Annotated in this window: 21 protein-coding genes; 10 read left to right on the forward strand and 11 right to left on the reverse strand. The window is 67.8% G+C overall.

Going from position 1 to position 22748, the window contains the following annotated elements; translation table 11 throughout:
- Positions 1 to 22 precede the first annotated feature (22 nt).
- Positions 23 to 643: a hypothetical protein gene (locus D577_RS0106895; protein ID WP_018946788.1), complete on the reverse strand. Its 621-nt coding sequence runs from the start codon at positions 641 to 643 to the stop codon at positions 23 to 25.
- Between the two features lie 2 nt (positions 644 to 645).
- Positions 646 to 3015, reverse strand: a complete 2370-nt coding sequence (locus tag D577_RS0106900) for a penicillin-binding protein 1A (RefSeq protein ID WP_018946789.1) — start codon at positions 3013 to 3015, stop codon at positions 646 to 648.
- A 142-nt stretch (positions 3016 to 3157) separates the two neighbouring features.
- Here D577_RS0106900 and D577_RS0106905 point away from each other — a divergent pair, with 142 nt between their 5' ends.
- The 6 genes from D577_RS0106905 (at position 3158) to D577_RS0106930 (ending at position 8735) form a co-directional block, all read left to right on the forward strand.
- Positions 3158 to 4225: a pilus assembly protein PilM gene (locus D577_RS0106905; RefSeq protein ID WP_026288958.1), complete on the forward strand. Its 1068-nt coding sequence runs from the start codon at positions 3158 to 3160 to the stop codon at positions 4223 to 4225.
- The gene (locus D577_RS0106910; protein WP_018946791.1) at positions 4222 to 4776 is read left to right on the forward strand and encodes a PilN domain-containing protein; all 555 of its coding nucleotides are present in this window, start codon (positions 4222 to 4224) and stop codon (positions 4774 to 4776) included. The genes D577_RS0106905 and D577_RS0106910 overlap by 4 nt, the downstream gene beginning before the upstream one ends.
- Before the next feature lie 12 nt (positions 4777 to 4788).
- Positions 4789 to 5373, forward strand: coding sequence for a type 4a pilus biogenesis protein PilO (locus D577_RS0106915; protein WP_018946792.1), 585 nt, complete (start codon positions 4789 to 4791; stop codon positions 5371 to 5373).
- Entirely contained in the window at positions 5373 to 5927 is a 555-nt protein-coding gene (locus D577_RS0106920) for a pilus assembly protein PilP (RefSeq protein ID WP_018946793.1), read from the forward strand. The genes D577_RS0106915 and D577_RS0106920 overlap by 1 nt, the downstream gene beginning before the upstream one ends.
- Positions 5928 to 5946: 19 nt before the next feature.
- On the forward strand, positions 5947 to 8088 hold the full coding sequence (gene pilQ / locus D577_RS0106925; protein ID WP_018946794.1) for a type IV pilus secretin PilQ: 2142 nt from the start codon (positions 5947 to 5949) through the stop codon (positions 8086 to 8088).
- Between the two features lie 101 nt (positions 8089 to 8189).
- A complete protein-coding gene (locus tag D577_RS0106930; protein WP_018946795.1) occupies positions 8190 to 8735 on the forward strand; it encodes a shikimate kinase in 546 nt (181 codons plus the stop codon).
- A 12-nt stretch (positions 8736 to 8747) separates the two neighbouring features.
- Here the strand turns inward: D577_RS0106930 and D577_RS0106935 are convergent, their stop codons facing one another.
- The gene (locus tag D577_RS0106935; RefSeq protein WP_018946796.1) at positions 8748 to 9188 is read right to left on the reverse strand and encodes a nuclear transport factor 2 family protein; all 441 of its coding nucleotides are present in this window, start codon (positions 9186 to 9188) and stop codon (positions 8748 to 8750) included.
- Positions 9188 to 9598, reverse strand: a complete 411-nt coding sequence (locus tag D577_RS0106940) for a nuclear transport factor 2 family protein (protein ID WP_018946797.1) — start codon at positions 9596 to 9598, stop codon at positions 9188 to 9190. Before D577_RS0106940 ends, D577_RS0106935 begins: the two co-directional genes overlap by 1 nt.
- Before the next feature lie 227 nt (positions 9599 to 9825).
- Between D577_RS0106940 and D577_RS0106945 the strand changes: the two genes are divergently transcribed.
- A complete protein-coding gene (locus tag D577_RS0106945; RefSeq protein WP_018946798.1) occupies positions 9826 to 10719 on the forward strand; it encodes a PfkB family carbohydrate kinase in 894 nt (297 codons plus the stop codon).
- 229 nt (positions 10720 to 10948) lie between these two features.
- On the opposite strand, the gene D577_RS0106950 is transcribed toward D577_RS0106945, so the two are convergent.
- The 3 genes from D577_RS0106950 to D577_RS0106960 form a co-directional block, all read right to left on the reverse strand.
- Positions 10949 to 11257 carry a hypothetical protein gene (locus D577_RS0106950; protein WP_018870983.1) on the reverse strand — a complete coding sequence of 103 codons (309 nt, stop codon included), beginning with the start codon at positions 11255 to 11257 and terminating at the stop codon, positions 10949 to 10951.
- A gap of 65 nt (positions 11258 to 11322) precedes the next feature.
- On the reverse strand, positions 11323 to 12510 hold the full coding sequence (locus tag D577_RS0106955) for an alkaline phosphatase family protein (RefSeq protein ID WP_018946799.1): 1188 nt from the start codon (positions 12508 to 12510) through the stop codon (positions 11323 to 11325).
- Positions 12510 to 12833, reverse strand: coding sequence for a BolA family transcriptional regulator (locus tag D577_RS0106960; protein ID WP_018946800.1), 324 nt, complete (start codon positions 12831 to 12833; stop codon positions 12510 to 12512). The genes D577_RS0106955 and D577_RS0106960 overlap by 1 nt, the downstream gene beginning before the upstream one ends.
- Positions 12834 to 13086: 253 nt before the next feature.
- Between D577_RS0106960 and D577_RS0106965 the strand changes: the two genes are divergently transcribed.
- Positions 13087 to 13938 carry a type II secretion system F family protein gene (locus D577_RS0106965; RefSeq protein WP_018946801.1) on the forward strand — a complete coding sequence of 284 codons (852 nt, stop codon included), beginning with the start codon at positions 13087 to 13089 and terminating at the stop codon, positions 13936 to 13938.
- Positions 13939 to 13957: 19 nt separating this feature from the next.
- Here D577_RS0106965 and D577_RS0106970 read toward each other — a convergent pair whose 3' ends face one another.
- A complete protein-coding gene (locus D577_RS0106970) occupies positions 13958 to 14512 on the reverse strand; it encodes a glycine cleavage system protein R (protein WP_018946802.1) in 555 nt (184 codons plus the stop codon).
- Between the two features lie 134 nt (positions 14513 to 14646).
- Between D577_RS0106970 and D577_RS0106975 the strand changes: the two genes are divergently transcribed.
- Positions 14647 to 17298: a PEP/pyruvate-binding domain-containing protein gene (locus tag D577_RS0106975; protein WP_018946803.1), complete on the forward strand. Its 2652-nt coding sequence runs from the start codon at positions 14647 to 14649 to the stop codon at positions 17296 to 17298.
- A 26-nt stretch (positions 17299 to 17324) separates the two neighbouring features.
- On the opposite strand, the gene D577_RS0106980 is transcribed toward D577_RS0106975, so the two are convergent.
- The 3 genes from D577_RS0106980 to D577_RS0106990 all read right to left on the reverse strand — a co-directional run bounded on the left by D577_RS0106980 (position 17325) and on the right by D577_RS0106990 (position 19570).
- Complete coding sequence (locus tag D577_RS0106980; RefSeq protein ID WP_018946804.1) at positions 17325 to 18095, reverse strand: SDR family oxidoreductase; 771 nt, start codon at positions 18093 to 18095, stop codon at positions 17325 to 17327.
- 59 nt (positions 18096 to 18154) lie between these two features.
- Positions 18155 to 18652, reverse strand: coding sequence for a Fic family protein (locus tag D577_RS0106985; RefSeq protein WP_018946805.1), 498 nt, complete (start codon positions 18650 to 18652; stop codon positions 18155 to 18157).
- Between the two features lie 96 nt (positions 18653 to 18748).
- Positions 18749 to 19570: a TatD family hydrolase gene (locus tag D577_RS0106990; RefSeq protein ID WP_018946806.1), complete on the reverse strand. Its 822-nt coding sequence runs from the start codon at positions 19568 to 19570 to the stop codon at positions 18749 to 18751.
- Between the two features lie 371 nt (positions 19571 to 19941).
- On the opposite strand from D577_RS0106990, the gene pepN reads away from it, so the two are divergent.
- Positions 19942 to 22581, forward strand: coding sequence for an aminopeptidase N (pepN, locus tag D577_RS0106995; protein ID WP_018946807.1), 2640 nt, complete (start codon positions 19942 to 19944; stop codon positions 22579 to 22581).
- Positions 22582 to 22748: the final 167 nt, after the last annotated feature.

Raw genomic sequence — 22748 nt, forward strand, 5'->3', positions numbered from 1 at the left:
CTCCGGGAGGGGTGCGGGCGCATCAGAGGCGTTCCGCCTCGCGACCCTCCGTCAGGAGGCGTTCCACTTCTCCGGCCCCGGCCCGGGCCATGGGTTTGCCGTCCACTGGCGAGGGTGGCGCCTGGCGGATCCCGTCCAGCGGAAAGATCGTCAGTTCGACTTCGGTGTCGTCCGGCCCGCGGAAGGCGATGAAGGGCACGCGCTGCTCGCGGCCCTGCCGGCTGCGGTAGCGGCGCTCGCCGGTTTCGCAGTGGATACCGCGGTCGGCCAGGTCGATCAGCACCTCTTCCACAGTCTCGGCGAATCCGTGCAGATTGATCACTGGGAAGCGTTCGATCATCCCCGTGAGCAGCGGTCCGACCAGGCGCGGCTCCAGATGCGACAGGCGCTGCATCACCTGCAGTGCCGCCACAAGGCGGTCGCGATACGCCTGGCGGCTCTCGTCGGTCGCGAACAGCCGGCTGCGTTCCAGTGCGGCATCCTGGATTTCGATGTTGGCCGGCATGTCGTGGCGTGCGTCCACACCCAGGTGTTCCGCGGCCTTGCGCTTGGCCAGGCCGAAATCGCGGATGCCCTCGTCGAGCAGGATTCGCCCGGCTTCCTGGGCGAGTTCATGACGCAGTCGGGAGCCGTTGCTGCTCATCGTCAAAATACCGATTCGGGTTGCTGGTCGCGACCGTTGCGGTCGTCCCCCGGAATGCTGCGCGAACGCTCGGGAATTTGCTGCGGGAGCAGCCATTCGGTGGTTGCGCGGCTGTCACCGGCGTCGGGGGCGCGCCCGCCGTCGGGCAGGATGCCCACGCGTACCAGGTCGTCCGGCCGTTCCGGAAGGCTTTCTTCGGTGTCCGCCAGGGCGCTCCCCATGAAGCGGGTCCATATTGGCAGGGCGGCCCGCCCTCCGCTCTCGCGGCGGCCGAGCTCCCGGTTGTCGTCGAACCCGATCCACGACGTCGCCACCAGTTCGCCGTTGAATCCGGCGAACCATGCGTCGCGATAGTCGTTGGTGGTGCCGGTCTTTCCCGCCAGGTCCGAACGGCCCAGTTCCTGCGCCCGCCGTCCGGTGCCGGCGTCCACTACGTGTTTCAGCATGCGGCTCATCTGCCACGCGACGCCGGGCTCCAGGACCGGCACCGGGTCGCGTTGCTGCAGAACCGTCTCGCCGGTGGACAGCGTCAGGTCCTGCCCGGGCGGATTGTCGCAGGGCGGTTCACAGCTGCGGGGAGCGGGTGCCTGATAGAGCAGCTCGCCATCCACGGTTTCGATCCGCGAGATGATCCAGGGGCTGTGCAGTCGCCCGCCGCTGGCGAACACGCCGTAGGCGGTGTTCAGCTGCAGAGGGGTGAGTGAACCGGTGCCCAGCACCATGGAAAGGTTGCGCGGCTGGCGCTCCGGGTCCAGCCCGAAACGTCCCAGCTGATCGTGCACGTTCTCAACGCCGATCGTGTCGAGCAGGCGGATCGAGGCGAGATTGCGCGAATGCGCCAGCGCGCTCTGCATCGGCGTGTCGCCCTGGAACTGGCGCGAATAGTTCTGCGGACGCCATTCCGCCCCCAGGGCCGGGTCATCAAACACCATCGGGGCGTCCACCAGCGTGCTGCGTGGCCGGTAGCCCTCGCGCAGCGCCAGGGCATACACCAGCGGCTTGAAGGCCGAACCGGGCTGGCGCTGTGCCTGCACGGCCCGGTTGTAATGGTTGTCGAAAAAGTCGAAGCCACCGGCCAGGGCCAGAATGGCGCCGTCGTCCGGCGACTGGGCGATCAGCGATCCGGTCACTTCGGGTTTCTGTGCCAGTCGCCACCCGGATTCTTCATCCGCCCGGATCCGGATGACGTCCCCGCGCCGGAGGTCCGGTGAATCCGCCCATGCCAGACCCTCGGCTGTCAGTTCGACCTCCCCGATGCGGCCGCCGTCGACCCGCAGGGAGCCGTCGTCGCCGGTCTCCAGCACCGCGGCCGGATAGAGAAGGCGTCCGTGTATGCCCAGGTTTCTCAGGGCGCGTTCGCGGGCGTCGGCCGTGGCCATCTCTTCGTCGGACAGCTGCGTTTCCGGACCTCGAAAACCGTGACGTTCGTCATATTTCAGGAGGCCGGCGCGCAATGCCTGATTGGCGGCCTCCTGATAGTCGGGGTCAATCGTGGTGTGCACCTGCAGCCCGCGCCGATAAGCGTCTTCTCCCCAGAGGTTGACGACGATCCGGCGGGCATCCTCCGCCACCCAGTGAGCGTCGATCTCGGTCTGTGCGGTGTGCCGTTCCGACATCACCGGCCGCTCCACGGCCGCCGCGTGCTCCTCGGCGGTGATGGCGCCGGTGTCCAGCATCCGGCCGAGGACGTAGTCACGGCGGATGCGCGCACGCTCCGGACTGGTCACCGGGTTGGTGGTGGACGGTGCCTTGGGAAGGGCCGCCAGAATGGCGATCTCGTCGAGTTCCAGCTCGTCCAGCGAGCGGCCGAAATACACCCGTGACGCCGCTTCCACGCCGTAGGCGCGCTGCCCGAGGTAGATTTTGTTCAGATAGAGTTCCAGGATCTCGTCCTTGCTGAGTTCCCGTTCCAGCCGGATGGCCAGAAAGATTTCCCGCAGCTTGCGCTCGTAGGTGCGGTCCCGGGTGAGGAAGATGTTGCGGGCAAGCTGCATGGTGATGGTGCTGCCCCCCTGGGTTCGTTCCCCGGTGCTCACCAGATTGACCGCGGCACGCGCCAGACCGAAGACATCGATCCCCGGGTGGCGGAAGAACCGCTCGTCCTCGGCAGCCAGAAAGGCCTGGATCACGGGCTCGGGAACATCCTCGATCTCCACCGGAATGCGCCTTTCTTCCGCGAACTCCCCCATCAGGCTGCCATCCGCCGCCCGGATCTGCAGCGGTGTCTGCAACCGCACCTCGCGTACGGCTTCCGGTTCGGGTAGTGTCGGGGCGTAATAGGCGTACAGCCCGAGCAGCGCCGCCGAGCCGGCGATCACGAGGGTCAGGGTTATGGCCGCCAGAGCGGTGACAGACTTCACAATCCGGTGCATGACTCTAAATTTTGTGGGGGGAAGGTGAGGGATTGCCTTCAGAAGGATTTGCAACCCCGAAAACGTCATGTATATTAATCGTTGCTAGCATTCGAGATTGTAACGCTACCAGCTGCAATCATCGGGGTATACAGGGGGATGTGTGCTGAATCTCGGAAAATCCAGGCCCGCACTGCTGGGCGTTGATATCAGTTCGGCGGCCGTCAAGGTCCTCGAGCTTGGTCGACACGGAAAGGGATATCGGGTCGAGGCATTCGCCGTCGAGCCGCTGCCGGACGGTGTCATGGTCGACAAGGTCTGCCAGGACACCGAAGCGGTCGGTGCAGCGCTTGGACGTGCAGTCAAACGCTCCGGTTCCCGTCTTAAACAATGCGCGATGACCGTACCGTCCTCGGCCGTCATCACCAAGACCATCCAGCTGTCCGCCAGCCTCAGCGACTCGGAACTGGAAGGTCAGGTGTTCGTCGAGGCGGACCAGTACATCCCGTACACCCTGGAAGAGGTCAACCTCGACTTCCAGGTCCTGGGGCCCAACGAAAAGAACCCTCAGATGCAGGATGTCCTCGTCGTGGCCTCGCGTCGCGAGAACGTGGAATCACGTATCGCCATCGCCGAGGCGGCGAAGCTCTCGGTGGAGCTGGTCGACGTCGAGGCCTATGCCATCGAACATGCCTCCGAACGCCTGATGGAGCATATCCCCGACCGGGAGAACAAGCCGATGGTCGCCATCGTGGACGTCGGCTCGTCGGTGACGGCGGTCTATGTCGTCTCTCAGACCGAAGGTGTCGTGTACACGCGCGAGCAGAATTTCGGTGGCCGGATGCTCACCGAAGAAATCATGCGGCGCTACAACATGAGCTACCAGGAAGCCGGATCGGCGAAGATGAGCGGCGACCTTCCCGCGGATTACGTCAGCGAGGTCCTGGAGCCGTTCAAGCAGACGATGATGGATCAGATCCAGCGGCTGCTGCAGTACTTCTATGTGACCCGGCCCCAGGACACCATCGATCACGTGCTGCTGGGCGGCGGCTGTGCCGCCATCCCCGGAGTGGACGAAATGCTGGAGGAAGTGACCTCCACGCCCGTTTCGGTAGCCAACCCCTTCCGCGGGATGGCGCTCTCCCGTCGCATCAACCAGCAACGCTTCACCAATGATGCGCCGGCCCTGCTGACGGCCTGCGGCCTGGCACTGCGGGGGCAAACATCATGATCTATGTCAATCTGCTTCCCTGGCGCGAACGTGCTCGCGAACAGCGGCGCAAGCAATTCTTCGTCTCGGTCGGCGTGGCCGCAGCGGTGGGTGTGGTGCTGGCGTTCGGCGGTTATACCTACATGGAATCCCTGATCGACCATCAGGAAGATCGCAATCAGGTGCTCGAAGAAGAAATCCGCGAGCTCGACCGCAAGATCGCCGAGATCGAGGAACTCGAAGAGAAACGCGAGGACCTCGTGGCGCGGATGGACGTCATCCAGACCCTGCAGGCGCAGCGTCCCGAGGCCGTCCACCTGTTCGACCAGATGGTGGTGACCCTGCCGGACGGCACCTACGTCAACGAGATCACTCAGGACGGCTCGCGTATTCAGATTCGCGGCCTGTCGGAATCCAACACCCGCATCTCCGCGATGATGCGCAATCTGGATGACTCCCCGTGGCTGGGCAGCTCCAACCTGCAGATCATCGAAACCCGCGAGGAAGGCCGTATCCAGGTGAGGGATTTCCGCCTCGACGCACGGCAGACCCGGCCGGACAATGGCGAGTAGGGAGACTGCCCAATGGACCTGAAGAACCTCAACGAGATCGATTTCAACAACATTGGCGAGGCACCCTGGATCGTCAAGGGGGTGATCCTTCTGGTGATCATCGCCGTGATCCTGGGCCTCACCTACTATTTCGTGATCGACGACCAGCTCAGCGATCTGGAACGGGCGGAGCGCGAGGAACAGCAGCTGCGTGACGAGTTCGAGGAGAAGCAGCAGCGTGCGGCCAACCTCGACGATTACCGCGAACAGCTCGCGGAAATGGAAGACATGTTCGTGGAGCTGCTGGAGCTGCTGCCGACCAGCGCGGAGATCCCCAGCCTGCTGGTGGATGTGTCGCAGACAGCGCTGCAGACCGGCCTGGAAATCGAGCTGTTCGAGCCGCGTTCCCACCGCGAGCAGGATTTCTACGCCGAGGTGCCGATCCGGCTGCGGCTGCGGGGCGACTACGAGGAACTGGCCGAATTCGTCAGCGGCGTTTCCTCGATGCCCCGCGTGGTCACCATGCACGACATGAGTATCCGCCGCGCGGGTGACTCGGACTTTGATCTGGTCATGAACGCCGAGGCGCGAACCTACCGCTATCTGGAGGACAACTGATGAGTCGGATCTCCGTCAGCCCCCGGGTACGGATCCTGGCGGTCGCCGTGCTGGGCGCGGGCCTGCTGGGTGGCTGCGCCCAGGACAAGAGTGACCTGCACAACTATATCGCCGAGGTCCACGAACGGCCGGGTTCGGGCATCGAACCGATCCCGACGCTCGAACCCCATGAGCCCTACCTGTATCCGGGGCATACCCGTTCACCGTTTGACTCCAGCGTGATCGAACAGCCTCAGATCGCGGAGGACGAGGGCGAGCCGGGCGATGCCGAAATCGATCCGGACCGGCCGCGGGAATACCTGGAGAGCTACCCGCTGGATTCGCTGTCCATGGTCGGCACCCTGGAGCGCGACAACATGCGCTATGCCCTGGTACGGACTCCGGACCGCTCGGTGCAGCAGGTCACGGTGGGCAACTGGATGGGCCAGAACCACGGTCAGATCGTCGCAATCACGCCCACCCGCATCGAGCTGGTGGAAGTGGTTCCGGATGCCTTCGGCGGGCACATCGAGCGCGACAATTCCATCGCCTTGCAGCGGGCCGAAGATCGGTAGGATCCCGGGAGAGACAAACATGGAAATGACATATCGGCACAATGCCGGCAACAGCAACAGGGGGCTGAACATGGGATCTTCCATGCGCGCACTGGCGGGCTCCGCGATGGCGGGCCTGTTGTTCATGGCGTCCCAGGGCGTTTCCGCCCAGGAACTGGAGGATATCCGGGCTGCCAGCATTGGCGGTGACCGGGTGCAGGTGAACCTGCAGTTTTCGGACACCCCGCCCGCGGACATCCGCGCCTTCGCGATTGATTCGCCGCCGCGGATCGCTTTTGACCTGCCGGATGCCGGCAGCGTGATGAGTGACCGTCGCAAGGAATTCAACGTGGGGCCCCTGCTGGAGGCCACCGCGGTGGAATCGGGCGATCGTACCCGGGTGGTGCTCGGACTGACGCAGCCCTCCGAATATCAGACGCGGGTGGATGGCAACAACTTCATCGTGACCCTCGGGCGCGGCGTGACCGAAGCCGACGCGCAGGACGAAGCCGTGGCCGAGCGCGTCGGCGAACCCGAGCCGCGGACGACCCGTTCCGCGCGGCCGGTTGAGCTCACCGACATCGATTTCCGTCGTGGCGACCAGGGCGAGGGTCGTGTCGAGGTGGGGCTGTCGCGCAGTGGTGGTGCCATCGATGTGCGTGAACAGGCCGGCCGTATCGAAATCGAGTTCGACCGGGCCGCCATCGACGAGTCGATGGAGCGGCGGCTGAACGTGGTCGACTTCGCCACCCCGGTGCAAACCATCGACACGGTCGCCGATGGCGACCGGGTCCGCATGGAAGTGGCCACCGAGGGCGAGTACGAGGTCGTCTCCTACCAGAGCGACCGGCAGTACGTGCTGGAGGTGGCGCCGATGACCGAGGCTGAACGTCAGGCGCGTGAAGAGGAAGAGCGCGAATTTACCGGGGAGCGCCTGTCGCTGAACTTCCAGGACATCGAGGTCCGCTCGGTGCTGCAGCTGCTGGCCGACTTTACCGACCTGAACATCGTCGTCAGCGACGACGTCGACGGCAACATCACCCTGCGGCTGAACAACGTGCCCTGGGATCAGGCGCTGGACATCATCATGCAGTCCCGCGGCCTGGACAAGCGCATGGAGGGCAACGTGCTGTTCGTGGGGCCCGCCGAGCAGATCGCCGCCCGTGAGCGGCAGCGGATGGAGGCCGAACGCGACCGTCAGGAACTGGAACCGCTGCGCACCGAGTTCGTGCAGATCAACTTTGCCCAGGCGGACCAGATCGCCGAGCTGATCCGGGGCGAGGAAGACCGCTTCCTCTCCGAACGCGGCAGCATGACGGTCGACAGCCGGACCAACACGCTGCTGGTCCAGGATACCCAGCGCCGGATCGAGGATATCCGCGAGCTGGTGCGGAACCTGGACGTGCAGGTGCAGCAGGTGCTGGTGGAGACCCGCATCGTGATCGCGGAAGACAGCTTCAATCGCGATCTCGGGGCTCGTTTCGGGGTCAGCGGCTCCCGTTCCCGCGGGCAGACTCATATGGGGTCGAGCGGCTCCATCGATTCTGCGGATACGACGCGCGGGGGGCTCCTGGATGATCCCGGAGCGGATCAAGGGCATCCGACCCTGAATGACCGCCTCAACAGCTCCCTCCCGGCCGACGCGGCCAACGCGGGCCAGTTCGGGTTCAGCATCCTGCGCCGTGGTCTGCTGCTGGACCTGGAGCTGTCGGCGCTGCAGGCCGAGGGTCGCGGCGAGATCATCTCCTCGCCGCGGGTGGTGACGACCAATGGTCAGCCGGCCGTGATCGAACAGGGCCAGGACATCCCGATCATCGTGCAGGACGAGGCGGGCAACCCGAATACCGAGCTGGTCGAAGCCTACCTCTCCACCGAGGTGACGCCGCAGATCACGCCGAACGGCAACGTGATCATGGACATCCGCGTGACCAAGGATGAACCGGGCGACGTGGTCTTCGACGACGTCACCATCAATCGCCGCGCCGTGGAGACCCAGGTGTTCGTGGGTGACGGTGAAACGGTGGTCCTGGGTGGCGTCTACGAGATCGACAGCAGCGAACAGGTCCGCGAAGTCCCGTTCCTGGCGGACATCCCGTTCCTCGGCAACTTCTTCCGTAACCGGGCGAGTTCCGAGCAGAAGGCGGAGCTGCTGATCTTCGTCACGCCCCGCGTGCTGGACTGAAGAACCCGCCCGGGCCCTGGCGGCCTCCGGTGGGTGACAGCGAACCCGGGATCCACGGATCCCGGGTTTTTTTTGGTCCGGAGTCCCGGTAGCCTGCCCGCATGCAGAATATTGTCCTGGTGGGCCCGATGGGGGCCGGCAAGAGCACGATCGGGCGGGGGCTGGCGGGACTTTTGCGCCGGGCGTTCCATGACACCGATGACGAGATCCGCAAGCGTACCGGCGTGGATATCCCGACCATCTTCGAGTATGAAGGCGAGGAGGGTTTCCGCCAGCGCGAGACCGCGGTACTGGATTCGCTGCTGGAGAAGGACGGGATCATCCTGGCGACCGGCGGCGGCATCGTGGAGCGTCCGGAGAACCGGGAACGGCTGAAAGACGCCTTCGTGATCTACCTGCGGGTGCCGGTGGAAGAGCAGTTTCGCCGGACCCGGCGCAGCCGCAACCGGCCTCTGCTGACCCAGTCGGAGGATCCGAGGGCCCGACTGCAGGCGCTGTTCGAGCGGCGAGACCCGCTGTACCAGCAGGTTGCGGACATGGTCCTGGAGGGCCGCGGCCGGCGCGTGCGGGATGCGGTCAACGGGGTGTGCTCGGCGCTGCAGATGAAGCGTCCGGATCTGTGCGAGCGGCGCGCGGGGTCGGAGTAGCCCGCGCGGTGATCAGTGCCGGGTCTGGCTGCCGCTGTCGGGGACGAACATGCCTTCGGGGCTGGGGTCGGCGCGGCGCCCGTGAGACGCGTGGTGAAACGCCAGCCGCCAGCCGCCGTCGACGCGCCGCCAGGTCTGGCTGATCAGGATGGTGCCGGTGGGTGCCACGTCGCCCGGCCGGGTGATGGCTTCCTCGATCACCATGCCGAGGCTGTCGTCGGTCTCGAACCGGCCGACGATGCGCGGCTCGATGCCGATGTTGAGTTCGCGCGAGAACACCAGCAGCCAGCTTTCCATCACTTCGGCGGTGCCGCGGTGTGCCCGGGGGCTGCCCGGATGGATGCACACGATATCGGGGCGGTCGGCCCACAGGTCCATCATGCGCTCGATGTCCGCCTCGCGGAACGCCCGGTAATAGGCGTCCATGCAGGCCTCGACCGCGTCGCCGGCCATCAGTGCACGCTCCGGCGGTTCCAGCGCGAGCGCGTGGTGGGGTCGGGGCTGGCGTGGTGGAGTACCATGCGCCAGCTCAGGCCGTCGAAACGGTAGGCGTTGGTGGCCAGGATCACGCCCCGGAGCTCTCCACCCATGTACAGGTGCTCGTGCAGCACGTGGGTGACCAGGTCGCTGCCGCCGAGCACGGTAAGGCCGGAGCGTCGGATTACGGTGTCTTCCATGCTCGCGAGAATGTCGTCCCAGCTGTCCATGACCAGTTCAATCCCCTGCAGGCGCTCGCCGCCGGGGTGGATGCAGACGCAGTCGGGCCCGTCCTGCCAGACCTCGCGCATGGCTTCCGGATCACCGGCTTCGAACGCGCCGTAGAATGCCTCTTCGGCGGCTTCGGGGGAGGAAAATTTCGCCATGGCCGTCCTGTCCTTTGTCCAGATAATCACGAACGCTCCGCGAACGCGAGGGCGGGCTCCTTGCGCCGGATTCTTTCAGTCCCCGGTCCGCGCGGCGAATTCTGCCAGTATCCGCACCGTTGGGGATACGGGAATCCGGGGGCGGCGCTGGTCGCCGGGCGGGCGGAACGTCACAATGGCGCCCCTGCGGTTTCGTTTCCCTGAATCATCCGACCGGAGCCCCGCCCATGGCGCGCATACTGATGACCGGCATCGTCACCCTCGATCACGTGCTGGATGTCGACACCTATCCCGCCGAGGACGCCGAGGTGCGCGCGGACGCCAGCCGCACCCGGCCCGGTGGCAACGCCACGAACACTGCCGCGCTGCTGGCGCAGTTCGGGCACCGGCCGGAATTGGCCGCGGTGGTGGCGGAGGGGGCTGCCGGTGACGACCTGATCCGGCGTCTGCGCGAGCGCAGGATCCACGACCGCCATCTGGTCCGCCGGCCGGGGGCGACGCCGACCTCGCACATCCTGCGCGCCGGCGACACCGGTTCGCGCACCATCGTGCATCACCGGGATCTCCCGGAACTGGCGGTGGAGGATCTGAACGGCGTCGCCTGGGAGGAATACGACTGGCTGCATTTCGAGGGCCGCAACCCGGAGGTCCTGGCCCGGGTGCTGGCCACCGTGCGCGACTGCGTGTACGACGCCCCGGTCTCGCTGGAGCTGGAGAAGCCCCGCGACGGGCTGGAGGCCTGCATCCCGTTCGCCGACATCCTGATGGTCTCGCGCGACTGGGCGCGGGCGCGGGCGGAGCGCACCGGTGCCGGGGGAGACACGGCGGCGACCTGCGAGGCGGCCCTGCGGGCCCTGGTGGAGGAACACCCGGAGGCCATCATCACCGTCACCGGCGGCCCCGCCGGTGCCTGGATCGGGTTCCGCGGCCGCGTGGAGCACTGCGCGCCGACGCCGGGCCTCACGGTGATCGACAGCGTGGGCGCCGGCGATGCCTTCAACGCCGGGCTGATCGATGCCATCGCCTCCGGGGAACCGCCGGAACGCGCGCTGGTCGCCGCGGTGCGTCTGGCCGAACGCAAGCTGGCGCAGGACGGCTTCGACGGCCTGGTCCGGGACTGAGGCCCGGTCTCCCGCGACCAGCGGGATCATCGCACCCAGGGAAACACTGATCAATGTACCAACCCCACGAGCCATTGAAAGCAGGGGCTCGGCCGCCCGTTGTTATCAAAGCCAGGCGCGCACACGGCGTTGCGGTTCCCTTGTGCAGAGTGACTGCACGGCAGTCACCGCGCCTTGTTCGCACGCAAAAGCGACTCGAGCGCGAGCGTGTACATTGATCAGTGTTTCCCTAGGCGTGGCCGACGGTGGTGTCGGTGCTGGCGTGGAAGTACTCGCTGTCGCGGGCCAGTTCGTCGACCAGCTCGTGCAGCATGGCCAGGCGGCTCTCGGCATCGGAGAACGGCGAGCATTCCTCGCAGCGCACGTCGCCGCAGGGCTGGCGGCTGTAGAGCCAGAAGTGCACCGCGCCGGCCAGCAGACCGTCGGCGACATCGCCGGTGTCCACCGCGTCACCGTCCTCGGCAAGGCGGTTGGCCAGGTCGATCAGGCGGCGCGCGGCGTTGTTGTAGCTCTCTTCGGGGCTGTCGGTCTCGTTCATCTCGTATCGGGCTCGCGTTGGCGTTGGGGCCCCGGGAGATCATCTCCGCGGGTCCGCGCCCCAGTTTACCGGGAATTGGCCAGCGACCGAAGGAACAGCGGGATGCGGCGTTCCTCGGGCGAGAGCCCGCCGTGTGCGCCGCGGAAGAACGGGCCTCCGTCGTCGGCCGGCGGGTCCACCAGGTAGGCGTCGGCCGCGGGCAGGAGGAGGTAATCGCCGGCGCGGGCGTGCAGCTCCGGATGCTCCGGCCCCGGGCCCAGAGTGGGGGCGGGCGTGTCACTGGCCATCCAGGCCTCGCGTGGTAGCAGGGCGATATCGTCGCCGAAGGCCTGCGCGACGGCGGCCTCGAACCTGGCCTCGCGGCCCTCGCGCACGTGGGCCAGCGCGGCGCGCGGTTCGCCGGTCAGGCGGTGCCGCAGGCAGTCCTGCACATCCGGGGCCTCGCGCAGGTCCAGACGGCGCTCCACCGGGCGCATGCCGTGGTCGGCGGTGGTCAGCATCACCGCGTCGGTCCCGGCGAGCTGGGCGCAGGTTGCGGTATAGGCGAGATCCAGCTGCTTCAAATGGCGTTCCACCTCGGGGCTGCCGGGACCGTACTCGTGGCCCAGGTGGTCCAGCTCCGACCAGTAGACGTAGGTGAAATGCGGCCCCGGATGCGCCCGCACGTGGGCGGCCACGCGCGCCGGCAGGTCGCTGATGCCGTCGAAGCCGACAAACCCGGCACCCTCGCTCATCATTCGGTTGTAGGGGGCGTGGCCGATCCACTTCGGGCCGATGAAGGTGCTGGGGCATCCGAGGCGGTCGATGATCCGGTCCGGCTGCACCCGGGCGGCGAGTTCGCGGTGGTCCAGCCGCGCGGGCTGGTCGTCGGCGCCGCGTTCCTCCGCCATCAGCACCGTCAGGGTGCGCGCCGGTTCGGCCAGCCGGGTGTTCCAGCCGAGCAGCCCGTGGTGCGCCGGATGCCGGCCGGTGAGGATGCTGGTGATCGCGGTGGCCGTGGTGCTGGGGAACACCGTCTCCAGCGTGGCGTGGTGGTCGGCCTGCATCAGCGGGGTGTGCCGGCGGTAATCCTCGGCGAAGCCGTCGATCAGCCACAGCACCACGTGGGTATCCGGGCCCAGGGCCGGGTCGATGCCGGCCAGGGCACCGGCATGTGCCGGCGCGTCCGGATTGAGGGACGCCTCGATACGTCCCAGCAGGTCCAACAGCCCCGGCCCGTCGTGGCGGGCACGCAGGATCTCGGTGATGGACATCAGGCCTTCGCGCCGCCGTCACCGCCTTCGCAGGGCGGCGAGTCGGGGATCTGGCCGGCGCGTTCGAACCACTGGTCCGGGTCCAGGGTATGCAACGCCAGCGCGTGAATCCCGCCGGCGAGTTCGTCGGCCAGGGTGCGGTTGACCATGCGGTGGCGCGCCACCAGCTTCTGGTCACGGAAGGCCTCGGAGACGATGGTGACCTTGAAATGCGACTCCGAGCCCGGGGGCACGTTGTGCATGTGGCTCTCGTTCTCCACGGCCAGATGCACCGGTTCGAACTCCGCCTCCAGCTTGGCGGTGATCTGTTCCTGCATGCTCATGGGAGACTCCTGTTCAGGGACGTTATGTCGGAAACGACCCACCAGTCTGCCGGGGTGTGCATCAATGTCCAGATCCGTCGCTGTGGGGCGGGCGTTGCCCGCCTCCCGGACAACGGGATGACGCAGCGCTGTGGAGGGTTATACTGATCGGCTCGTTCATGGGCCGGGAGCCATTGATGATGCCAGTGATGCGGAACGCGGGGGCGGGTGTAACCCCGATTCCCTGCCCCGACCGGTTCGCCTCGTCGCTGAAATGAAACGCGTGCAGCACCTCGACGAGCTGGCGACCCTGCTGGAAGCGGGTGTCGACTGGCAGCGGGCCAGCGGGGTGGTGGGTCTGCCCGCCGGCCGCGCCGATCCGGTGCGCGCGCTGGAGACGGCCGGCTGGATCCGCCCCGAAGAGCGGCCGTTGCTGAAGTCCCTGAAGCTGGCCGGGCGGCTGGATCGCGCCCTGCGACTGCTGGCCGAGCGGCTGCATCGCGAGGAGAACATCGAGCGACGGATCCGCACCGGATTGCTGCTGCCGGCGCTGCTCTGGGTGGTGGCGCTGGTGCTCGCGCCCCTGCCGGCGCTGTTCCGGGGCGTGCTGGATGGCCCCGGTTACCTGTTCGCCGTGCTTCAGCCGCTGGTGGTGACCGGGTTGCTGGTCTGGGCCGCGTTTCGTTTCTGGCGTCCGCTACTGCAGGTGTGGCAGCGCTGGCGGCTGCGGCCCGGGCGCCTGCCCGGGGCCGGCCGGCGGCAGGCGCTGTTGCAGGATCTGGGTTTGGTGCTGGCCGCCGGGGTATCGGCGGATCAGGCCCTGCAGGGCCTGGCCGCGGCGGAAACCGGCGAGCTCCGGCGGCGGCTGAACACGGCGGCTACGGCCTGTGCGGAGGGGCTGCCGATGGTGGAGGCACTGCGGCGCGAGGCCCTGCTGGACCCCGACCGCGAACCCGGGCTGCTGTCCTCCGGCGAGGCGGCCGGCCGTCTGCCCTCGGTGCTGCAGTACCGCGCCCGCGAGCTGGACGGGCATCTCGCCCTGCGTCGCGAGATCGTGGCCGAATGGCTGCCGCGCGGGGTGTACCTGCTGGTGCTGGTCTACATCGGCTACTGGCTGGTGGTCTGAGCCGGCAGGAGCCGCCGCGTCAGGCCTTCTCCGGCGCTTCGGACTGCGGATCGTGGAGGTCGAGATCGACCATCAGCTCGTTGGCCAGCGCCTCCAGATCATCCTGCAGGGTGTCCAGGTCCACGCCCTCCGGCACCCCGATCCGGGCGCGGGCGCGGAACATCGGCTCGCCGGTCATCGACCCCGGTTCGACGGCCGTGTCCAGGTTCTCCACGCCCACGCCGTGACGCGACAGCACGGCGGTGATGTCCTGCACGATACCGGGCCGGTCGTGCCCCATCAGGTCCAGCAGCACCTTGTGCTGCGCGGGGACCGGCTCCGGCACCGGCAGGTCGTCGCCCCGCTGGATGTGGATCTGCAGCCCCTCGCCTTCCAGCTCCCGCATCGCGGTCTCCAGGGCGTCGACGCCTGCGGTGTCGGCCTCCAGCATCACCACCCCCGCGAACTGACCGGCCAGCTGCGCCATGCGGCTCTCCAGCCAGTTGCCGCCGGCCTCGCGCGCACGGGCCGCCACCTTGCTGACCAGACCCGGACGATCCGGGCCGATCAGCGTGAGAATTACCGAAGTCTTCATCGTCGATCTCCTGTCTTCTGGCGTCGCAGCGGATCCACCATCGTACGGCAAGTCCGGGCTGGCGGGTATCGTGGTGCCGGGGCAGGGCGAACGTGTACATTGACCCGGTTTCCCCCGAGCCGCACGGGCGCACCATGATCACCGATCCGCAGGCGCAGCAGGAAGCCGTCTCCACCGGGCTGGAAGGCCTGGACCGGGTGCTCGACGGGCTGCGCATCGGCGACAACGTGGTCTGGCGGGTCGACGACATCGAGGACTACCGCCGCTTCGTCGAACCGTTCGTGGCCGCCGCCCGCGCCCAGCACCGCTCCATCATCTATCTGCGCTTTGGCGCGCATGCGCCGCTGGTGGAGCCGGGCCCGGGTATCGAGGTGGTCGCGATCGACGCCCTGCGCGGGTTCGAGCCGTTCACCCGCCACGTGTTCCGGCTGATCACCGAGCATGGCCGAGGTGCCTTCTATCTGTGCGACTGTCTGTCGGATCTGCTGGATGCCTGGGCCACCGACCACATGGTGGGCAACTTCTTCCGCGCCATCTGCCCGTATCTGTACGAGATGGACACCGTGGCCTGGTTCGCGCTGCACCCGCACAGCCATTCGCATACCACGCTGTCGCGCATCCGTGAGACCACGCAGGTGCTGCTCGACGTGCGCCGCGCCGGCGACGCGGTGCACGTGCAGCCGGTCAAGGTGTGGCAGCGCAGCTCGCCGACCATGTTCCTGCCGCACCGCCAGTGCGGCACGCAGTTCGAGCCGGTGGTGGACAGCAGCGAGGCCACGCGGCTGCAGGCGTTGCTGGAGGAACAGCGCCCCGGCCAGCAGCACGGGCGGCAGCTGCTGGACTACTGGGATCGCCTGTTCCTCGCCGCCTCCGACGCGCTGGCGCAGGGGGCGCCGGCGGCCGACCGCGCCCGGGTACAGGACGAGATCCTGCGGGTGCTCATCGGGCGCGACGAGCGCATGCTGGAACTGGCGCGGCGCCACCTCGGGCTGGAGGAGCTGCTGGCGATCCGCAGCCGCATGGTCGGCAGTGGCTACATCGGCGGCAAGGCCGCGGGCATGCTGCTGGCGCGGCGCATCCTGCTCGCGCAGGACCCGCAGCGCTGGGGGCGGGCACTGGAACCCCACGACTCGCACTTCATCGGTGCGGACGTGTACTACGCCTATCTGGTGCACAACGGCTGGTGGCCGCGGCTGATGCACCAGCGCACCGCGGAGGGCTATTTCGACGAGGCGCACGGCCTGCGCGAGGATATGCTGCACGGCGAGATCCCGCCGGAGGTGCGCCGCGAGCTGGAGCGGGTGCTCGACCATTACGGGCAGTACCCGATCCTGGTGCGCTCCAGCAGCCTTCTGGAAGACGGCTTCGGCAACGCCTTTGCCGGCAAGTACGAGAGCGTGTTCTGCGTGAACCAGGGCAGTCCCGGCGAGCGCCTGGCGCAGCTCGAGGACGCCATCCGCCGGGTCTATGCCTCGACCATGAGCCACGACGCGCTGAGCTACCGCCAGCAGCGCGGCCTGGTGGACCAGGAAGAACCCATGGCGCTGCTGCTGCAGCGGGTCAACGGCCGTTACCACGGGCGCTACTACCTGCCGGAGGCAGCCGGGGTCGGGGTCTCGTGGAACACCTTTGTGTGGGACGGCGCGCTGGACCCGTCCGCCGGGATGCTGCGCCTGGTGCTGGGGCTGGGCACCCGCGCGGTGGACCGGGTCGCGCGCGATCATGCCTGCGTGGTGGCGCTGGACCAGCCCGAGCGGCGGCCGTTTCACAGCCGGGACGAGTTGTACCGCTACTCGCAGCACGCCGCCGACGTGCTCGACATCGAGGCCAACCGCGAGGCCGCCGTGCCCGTCCAGCAACTGGCCGAGACCGCACCGGACTTGCCGCTGAACCTGCTCGGCGAGATCGACCGCGAGGCCGGCCGCCGCGCCCGCGAGCAGGGGCGCGAGGAGCGCCTGTGGCGGGTCACCTTCACCCCGCTGCTGCAGCGCACCGGCTTCGCCCCGCTGATGCGCGACCTGCTCAAGACCCTGGAGGCCGCCTATGCCCACCCGGTGGACGTCGAGTTCACCGTGCACCTCGACGCCGAAGGCAACGCCGGCGTGAACCTGGTGCAGTGCCGGCCGCTCGCCACCCTGGGCAGCGACCGGCCGGTGGAACTGCCCGGGCAGGTCGATCCGCAACGACTGCTGTTCGCCAGCCAGGGCCGCTTCATGGGTGGCAATCTGGACCTCGCCATAGGGCGCGTCATCCGCGTGGACGGCGCACGCTACGCGGTGCTTTCCCGCCCGCAGAAATACGCCGTGGCCCGCCTGGTCGGTGCGCTCAACCGTCAGTACGCCCGTCCCCAAGACTGCGCCACGCTCCTCATCGGCCCCGGCCGCTGGGGCACCAGCACCCCCGAACTGGGCGTACCCGTGCGCTTCGCCGACATCGACCGCGTGCGCATGCTGGTGGAGGTGGCCGACTCCGATGCCGGCATCGTCCCCGACCTCTCGTTCGGCAGTCACTTCTTCCAGGACCTGGTCGAGGCGCGGATCGCCTACGCCGCGCTGTTTCCCGCCGAACCGGGTTGCGAGTACCACCCCGCCTGGCTCGACGGGTGCCCCGCGCACACGCCCGAGGTCGACCCCGAGGTCGCCCTCGGCGAGCCCGTGGACCCCGCCGTACGCGCCACCGTGCAGGTGCACGACACCCGCGACGCCGCCCTGCGGGTGGTCGCCGATGTGGTGCAGCAGCGCCTGCTCAGCTTCGGGGCCGGTCCGACTTTGACGAGTACGGGGTGACGGATCCGTTCCGTCGACGGAACGAGTCAGTCGGCGTAGAGCATGCGGCGGGTCATACCGCCGTCGGCGGTCCAGATCTGGCCGGTGACGAAGCCGGCGTCGGGGCCGAGCAGGAAGGCGGCGAGGGCCGCGATGTCGACGGGCTGGCCGACGCGCCCGGCCGGGTGCTGGGCGTGGTCCTGTGCGGACAGCGGCTCGGCCTGTTGCTGTTCGGGGCCGCGCGTGTCGATCCAGCCGGGGCGGATGGCGTTCACTCGGACCTCCGGTCCGGCGCTGACGGCCAGCGCGTGGGTGAAGGCGTCCAGTCCGCCCTTGCTCGCGGCGTAGGCCTCGGTGTCCGGTTCCGACTGCAGCGCGCGGGTGGAGCTGATGTTGACGATGGCGCCCCGGCGGCGGCGCAGCAGGGGCAGGGCGTGCTTGGCGAGCAGGAAGGCGCCGGTCAGGTTGGTGTCCAGCCAGCGTTGCCAGTCGGCCAGGTCCAGCCCTTCCAGTGGACCGGAGTGCGGGTCGCTGATGCCGGCGTTGTTCGCCAGGGCATCCAGGCCGCCGTGCCATTCCTCCGTGCGCCGGATGGCCTCGCGGACCTGTTCCTCGTCGCGGACATCCAGCGTCATGGCCCGGGCGGCGGGCCCCATGCGCGCGGCCGCCTGTTCACATTCGCGGCCGTCGATATCGGCCAGCACGACCTTCCAGCCATCCTGCACCAGGCGCTCGGCAATGCCGAGCCCGATCCCGCGCGCCGCGCCGGTGACCAGCGCGACCCGAGAATGACTTTGACGGGGCGTGTGCTCAGACATTCAAGGTCACGGGTGAGCCTTGCTGCCCACGGCTGGCGCGATAGGCGGGGCGACATGAGTCATGCGGTTTCGGTCTCGTGCGCGAGCATGTTCATGATCAGGCGGATCATCGTTTCCTTGTTGTCGGGGTCGGATTCCGCCACCAGCAGGGTCAGGGCGGCCAGGCCCACATCGTTGATCACGGGCTCGCCGGCTGGGCTGATGAGACGGTGATTGCGATGCAGGAAGTCGACGAACAGGTAGGCGGCGCTGCGCTTGTTGCCGTCGGAGAAGGGGTGGTTCTTGATCACGAAGTACAGCTTGATGCGTCGTGAGACCTGGCGAGCGCCTTCCTGTCGAAGTACCGAGGAATCCTCGGTAGTTGACGGTTCATCGAGTTCGTCGTCTTTGTAGATGTTCTTGAGATGCAGACCGACGTTGTCGGTTGAGGTGTCGAAGAGCTCGGCCATTTGCCGCTGCGTCAACCAAACCGTATCGCGCCCGGTGTCCAGCCGGACTTCCACGGTATGGTTGGCATTCTCGTAGATGACGATCGGGGTTTCGTCTTCCTGGCTCATGTTGGCTCCTCTTCCTTGAGGGTTTGGCCTTTTATAGCCCTTGTCTGTTCGTTCTTCCTGTTGGTGGCAAGGTGGCTGGACATTTTCACCGGAGCATCACTCGACGGTGGCGGGCGGCAGGTTGTAGAACGCGCGGGCGGTGGCGGTGGTGTGGGCGGCGAGGTCTTCCGGGGGTTCGTCGCGCAGTTGGGCCACGTATTCGCCGATGTGGGGGAGGAAGGCGGGCTCGTTGCGCCGGCCGTTGCCGATCTTCTTGCCGGTGCCCTTGGGCAGGGTGCGCGGCAGCAGGTAGGGGGCGTCGGTCTCGATCATCAGGCGACCGCGCGGGATGGTCGGCACCAGGGGGTGCAGGTGTTTGCCGCGGCGCTCGTCGCAGACCCAGCCGGTGATGCCGATGTGGCAGTCGAGGTCGAGGTATTCGGCCAGGGCGTCGGCCTCGCCGGTAAAGCAGTGCACCACGGCGGCCGGTACCTTGTCGCGCCAGCGGCGCAGGATCTGCGCGAAGTCGTGGTGGGCGTCGCGTTCGTGCAGGAACACCGGCAGGCCGAGATCGGCGGCCAGCTCCAGCTGGGCCTCGAAGGCGATGCGCTGCTGCGGGCGCGGCGAGTGGTCGCGGTTGTAGTCCAGCCCCATCTCGCCCATGGCGACGACGTTGTCGTCCGCGCGGGCGAGGTCACTGAACCGCGCGGCGATCGCGTCGGTCCACTGCTTTGCCAGGTGCGGATGCACGCCCAGGGTGGCGCGGCAGCAGTCCGGGTACTGGTCGGCGATCTTCAGGCACTTCTCGCTCTGGTGGGCGTCGGCGCCGGTGATCAGCATCCAGGACACGCCGGCCTCGCGCGCGCGCTCGAGAACCTCGTCGCGTTCCTTGTTGAAGGATTCGTGGGTAAGGTTGAAGCAGATATCGATCCATTCCATGCGCGGTATGCTAACGGATTGGACGCACAGTGCCAGTTCCCCGGCTGCGTCATTGCGAGGCGCCGAAGGCGGTGAAGCAATCTCCTGCGGCTGGCAGTGCGGTGGATTCGAGGGCTCCGGTGGTTTCGGGCCGGCAGATTGCTTCGTCGCTGCGCTCCTCGCAATGACGGGGAGTGGGGCGCAATGACGGGGGATACAGTCGGGCTTCGCAATGACGGGGGGAAGAAACACTGTCATGGCGAGGAGCGCAGCGACGTGGCGATCTCTGTGAGGAGCCCCGGCGTTGCAATGACGGCGCCGGCGTCCGGGTTTGGGCCGGGGCAGCGGCGCCGTGTTAAACCTTTGGCAATGTTTTTGATCTGGAGTCTGGAATGCGTGATGCGAACCCCCAGCCGGTCTATCTGAGCGAGTACCAGTCGCCGGCGTTCGAGGTGGAGGACCTGGAACTGGATTTCGATCTGGCCGCGGCGACCACCGAGGTGACGACGCGCATGGCGGTGCGCCGCAACCCGCAGGCGGCGGAGCCGGGAGCACCGCTGCGGTTGTACGGTGACGGCGTGGAGCTGGTGTCGCTGACGGTGGATGGCGCGGAGCCGGGCGAGGGCATGCTGGAAGAAGACGCCGACGGCCTGCTGTTGCACGGCCTGCCGGAAGCGGCGCGGCTGGAGATCGTCAGCCGCTGCCACCCGGAGCAGAACACCGCGCTGGAAGGCCTGTACGCCTCCAGCGGCAACCTCTGCACCCAGTGCGAGCCGGAGGGCTTTCGCCGCATCACATTCTTCCCCGACCGCCCGGATGTGCTGACCACCTACCGCGTGCGCCTGGAGGCGGACCGGGCGCAGTACCCGGTGTTGCTGGCCAACGGCAACCGCGTGGAGGCCGGCGAGCTGGACGGCGGGCGCCACTATGCGGTGTGGGAGGATCCGTTCCTGAAGCCGTCGTACCTGTTTGCACTGGTCGCGGGGGATCTGGCCTGCCAGCGCGACACCTTCACCACGATGTCCGGGCGCGAGGTTCAGCTTGAACTGTACGTGGAGGCGCACAACGCCGATCGTTGCGACCACGCGCTGGCCTCGCTGAAGCGCGCGATGCGCTATGACGAGGAGGCCTTCGGCCGCGAATACGATCTCGGCGTGTACATGATCGTCGCGGTGGACGACTTCAACATGGGGGCAATGGAGAACAAGGGGTTGAACCTGTTCAACGCCAAGTACGTGCTGGCCAGCCCCGACACCGCCACCGACGACGACTTCGTCGCCATCGAGTCGGTGATCGCCCACGAGTACTTCCACAACTGGTCGGGCAACCGCGTGACCTGCCGCGACTGGTTCCAGCTGTCGCTGAAGGAGGGGCTCACGGTCTTCCGCGACCAGGAGTTCACCACCGACTGCACGCTGTACGGGGTCAAGCGCATCGACGATGTCTCGCTGCTGCGCGCCCATCAGTTCCCCGAGGACGCCGGTCCGCTGGCGCACCCGGTGCGCCCGGATCATTACGCCGAGATCAACAATTTCTACACCCTGACGGTGTACGAGAAGGGCGCGGAGCTGATCCGCATGCTGCGCACCCTGATCGGGCGCGAGACCTTCCGCCGCGGGCTGGATGTGTACTTCGAGCGCTTCGATGGCCAGGCGGTGACCACCGACGACTTCGTGGCCGTGATGGCCGAGGTCAGCGGGCGCGACCTGACGGCATTCAAGCGCTGGTACACCCAGGCCGGCACCCCGCACGTGACCGCCGCCACCGCGCAGGATGGCTCCACCGGCGAGTTCCGCATCAGCCTGGGGCAGTACACCCCGCCGACGCCGGGCCAGGAACACAAGGAGCCGGTGGTCATCCCGGTACGGGTGGCGATGCTGGATGACGACGGGCGGCGCATCCGCGGGCGCCTGGAGGGCGGCCCGGAGCAGGATGAATGGGTGCTGGAGCTCGACCGCTCCGAGCGCAGTTTCCATTTCGACGAACTCTCGGCGACCCCGCGGGCCGTGTCCTGGCTGCGCGGTTTCTCCGCGCCGGTGATCCTGGAGGCCAACCAGAGCGCGACGACCCTGGCCCACCTGCTGGCCCATGACGACGATGCCTTCAGTCGCTGGGAAGCGGCGCAGACCCTGATGCGGCGCGCGATCCGGGCGCGCATCGAGGACGACGCCGCCGACTCGGTGCTGGAGGCGGAAATCCAGCACGCCCTGGCGGCCCTGCTGGAGGATCCGGCGATCGAGCCCGTGCTGCTGGCCACGATCCTCCAGCTGCCGCCGCCGCGCGAGCTGGCGGAGCTGTTCGACTGCGTGGACCCGGTGCGCCTGCGGGCCGAGCGTGATGCCCTGGAGGCGCGGCTGTACGCCCCGCTGGCGGACCGGCTGCGCGAGCGCCAGCCGAAGCTGGACGATATCGACAACGGCGCGTTCACCGCCGATGCCATGGGGCAGAGGCGCCTGCGCAACCGCCTGCTGGCATTGCGGGTGGCGGCCGGTGACGAATCCGCGGTGCCCGAGGTGCTGGAGCAGTACCGCAAGGCCCGCAGCCAGACCATGCGCATGGGGGCGTTGAATGCCATCAACGACCTGAACCACGAGGCCCGGGCCCTGCTGCTGGCCGACTTCGAGCGGCGCTACCACGACGACCCGCTGGTGCTGGACAAGTACTTCGGCCTGCAGGCGGCCAGCCAGGTGCCGGGCGGTTTCGACCGCCTGGAGTACCTGCTGCAGCATCCCGGGTTCCGCTGGTCCAACCCCAACCGCGTGCGCGCGGTGCTGGGCCCGTTCATGGCCCGCAACGAACGCCATTTCCACCAGGCCGACGGCGAGGGCTACCATCGCATTGCCGGCTTCGTGGAGAAGCTGGACAGGATGAACCCGCAGACCGCCGCGCGTCTGGTGCAGCCGCTGACCCGCTGGCGCAAGGTGGATCCGGCGCGCGGCGAGCAGATGCGCGCGGAACTCGAGCGCCTTGCCGCCCTCGAAATCTCGCGCGACCTGCGTGACGTGATCGAGCGCGCGCTGGCCGACGCCTGAATCGGCCAGAGGGCTGGCCTCCCACGGGCGCTTGTAGGAGCGCAGCCCCCTGCGCGACCCGCCCGCGCCGGGTCCCGGTCCGGAGGTTGCCGCGTCGCCTTCGGCTCCTCGCAACGACGGGGCTGGAGGGGTTCCCGTCATCGCGAGGCGCGCAGCGCCGTGGCGAT

This window comes from Thioalkalivibrio sp. AKL17 (genome assembly GCF_000377885.1).
GTDB classification, from domain to species: Bacteria; Pseudomonadota; Gammaproteobacteria; order Ectothiorhodospirales; family Ectothiorhodospiraceae; genus Thioalkalivibrio; species Thioalkalivibrio halophilus.

Bases quoted from the DNA above. Each gene is read 5' to 3' on its own strand.
- D577_RS0106895 (WP_018946788.1), bottom strand. From the start codon at position 643: ATGAGCAGCAACGGCTCCCGACTGCGTCATGAACTCGCCCAGGAAGCC.
- D577_RS0106900 (WP_018946789.1), bottom strand. From the start codon at position 3,015: ATGCACCGGATTGTGAAGTCTGTCACCGCTCTGGCGGCCATAACCCTG.
- D577_RS0106910 (WP_018946791.1), top strand. From the start codon at position 4,222: ATGATCTATGTCAATCTGCTTCCCTGGCGCGAACGTGCTCGCGAACAG.
- D577_RS0106915 (WP_018946792.1), top strand. From the start codon at position 4,789: ATGGACCTGAAGAACCTCAACGAGATCGATTTCAACAACATTGGCGAG.
- D577_RS0106920 (WP_018946793.1), top strand. From the start codon at position 5,373: ATGAGTCGGATCTCCGTCAGCCCCCGGGTACGGATCCTGGCGGTCGCC.
- pilQ (WP_018946794.1), top strand. From the start codon at position 5,947: ATGGAAATGACATATCGGCACAATGCCGGCAACAGCAACAGGGGGCTG.
- D577_RS0106930 (WP_018946795.1), top strand. From the start codon at position 8,190: ATGCAGAATATTGTCCTGGTGGGCCCGATGGGGGCCGGCAAGAGCACG.
- D577_RS0106935 (WP_018946796.1), bottom strand. From the start codon at position 9,188: ATGGCCGGCGACGCGGTCGAGGCCTGCATGGACGCCTATTACCGGGCG.
- D577_RS0106940 (WP_018946797.1), bottom strand. From the start codon at position 9,598: ATGGCGAAATTTTCCTCCCCCGAAGCCGCCGAAGAGGCATTCTACGGC.
- D577_RS0106945 (WP_018946798.1), top strand. From the start codon at position 9,826: ATGGCGCGCATACTGATGACCGGCATCGTCACCCTCGATCACGTGCTG.
- D577_RS0106950 (WP_018870983.1), bottom strand. From the start codon at position 11,257: ATGAACGAGACCGACAGCCCCGAAGAGAGCTACAACAACGCCGCGCGC.
- D577_RS0106955 (WP_018946799.1), bottom strand. From the start codon at position 12,510: ATGTCCATCACCGAGATCCTGCGTGCCCGCCACGACGGGCCGGGGCTG.
- D577_RS0106960 (WP_018946800.1), bottom strand. From the start codon at position 12,833: ATGAGCATGCAGGAACAGATCACCGCCAAGCTGGAGGCGGAGTTCGAA.
- D577_RS0106965 (WP_018946801.1), top strand. From the start codon at position 13,087: ATGAAACGCGTGCAGCACCTCGACGAGCTGGCGACCCTGCTGGAAGCG.
- D577_RS0106970 (WP_018946802.1), bottom strand. From the start codon at position 14,512: ATGAAGACTTCGGTAATTCTCACGCTGATCGGCCCGGATCGTCCGGGT.
- D577_RS0106975 (WP_018946803.1), top strand. From the start codon at position 14,647: ATGATCACCGATCCGCAGGCGCAGCAGGAAGCCGTCTCCACCGGGCTG.
- D577_RS0106980 (WP_018946804.1), bottom strand. From the start codon at position 18,095: ATGTCTGAGCACACGCCCCGTCAAAGTCATTCTCGGGTCGCGCTGGTC.
- D577_RS0106985 (WP_018946805.1), bottom strand. From the start codon at position 18,652: ATGAGCCAGGAAGACGAAACCCCGATCGTCATCTACGAGAATGCCAAC.
- D577_RS0106990 (WP_018946806.1), bottom strand. From the start codon at position 19,570: ATGGAATGGATCGATATCTGCTTCAACCTTACCCACGAATCCTTCAAC.
- pepN (WP_018946807.1), top strand. From the start codon at position 19,942: ATGCGTGATGCGAACCCCCAGCCGGTCTATCTGAGCGAGTACCAGTCG.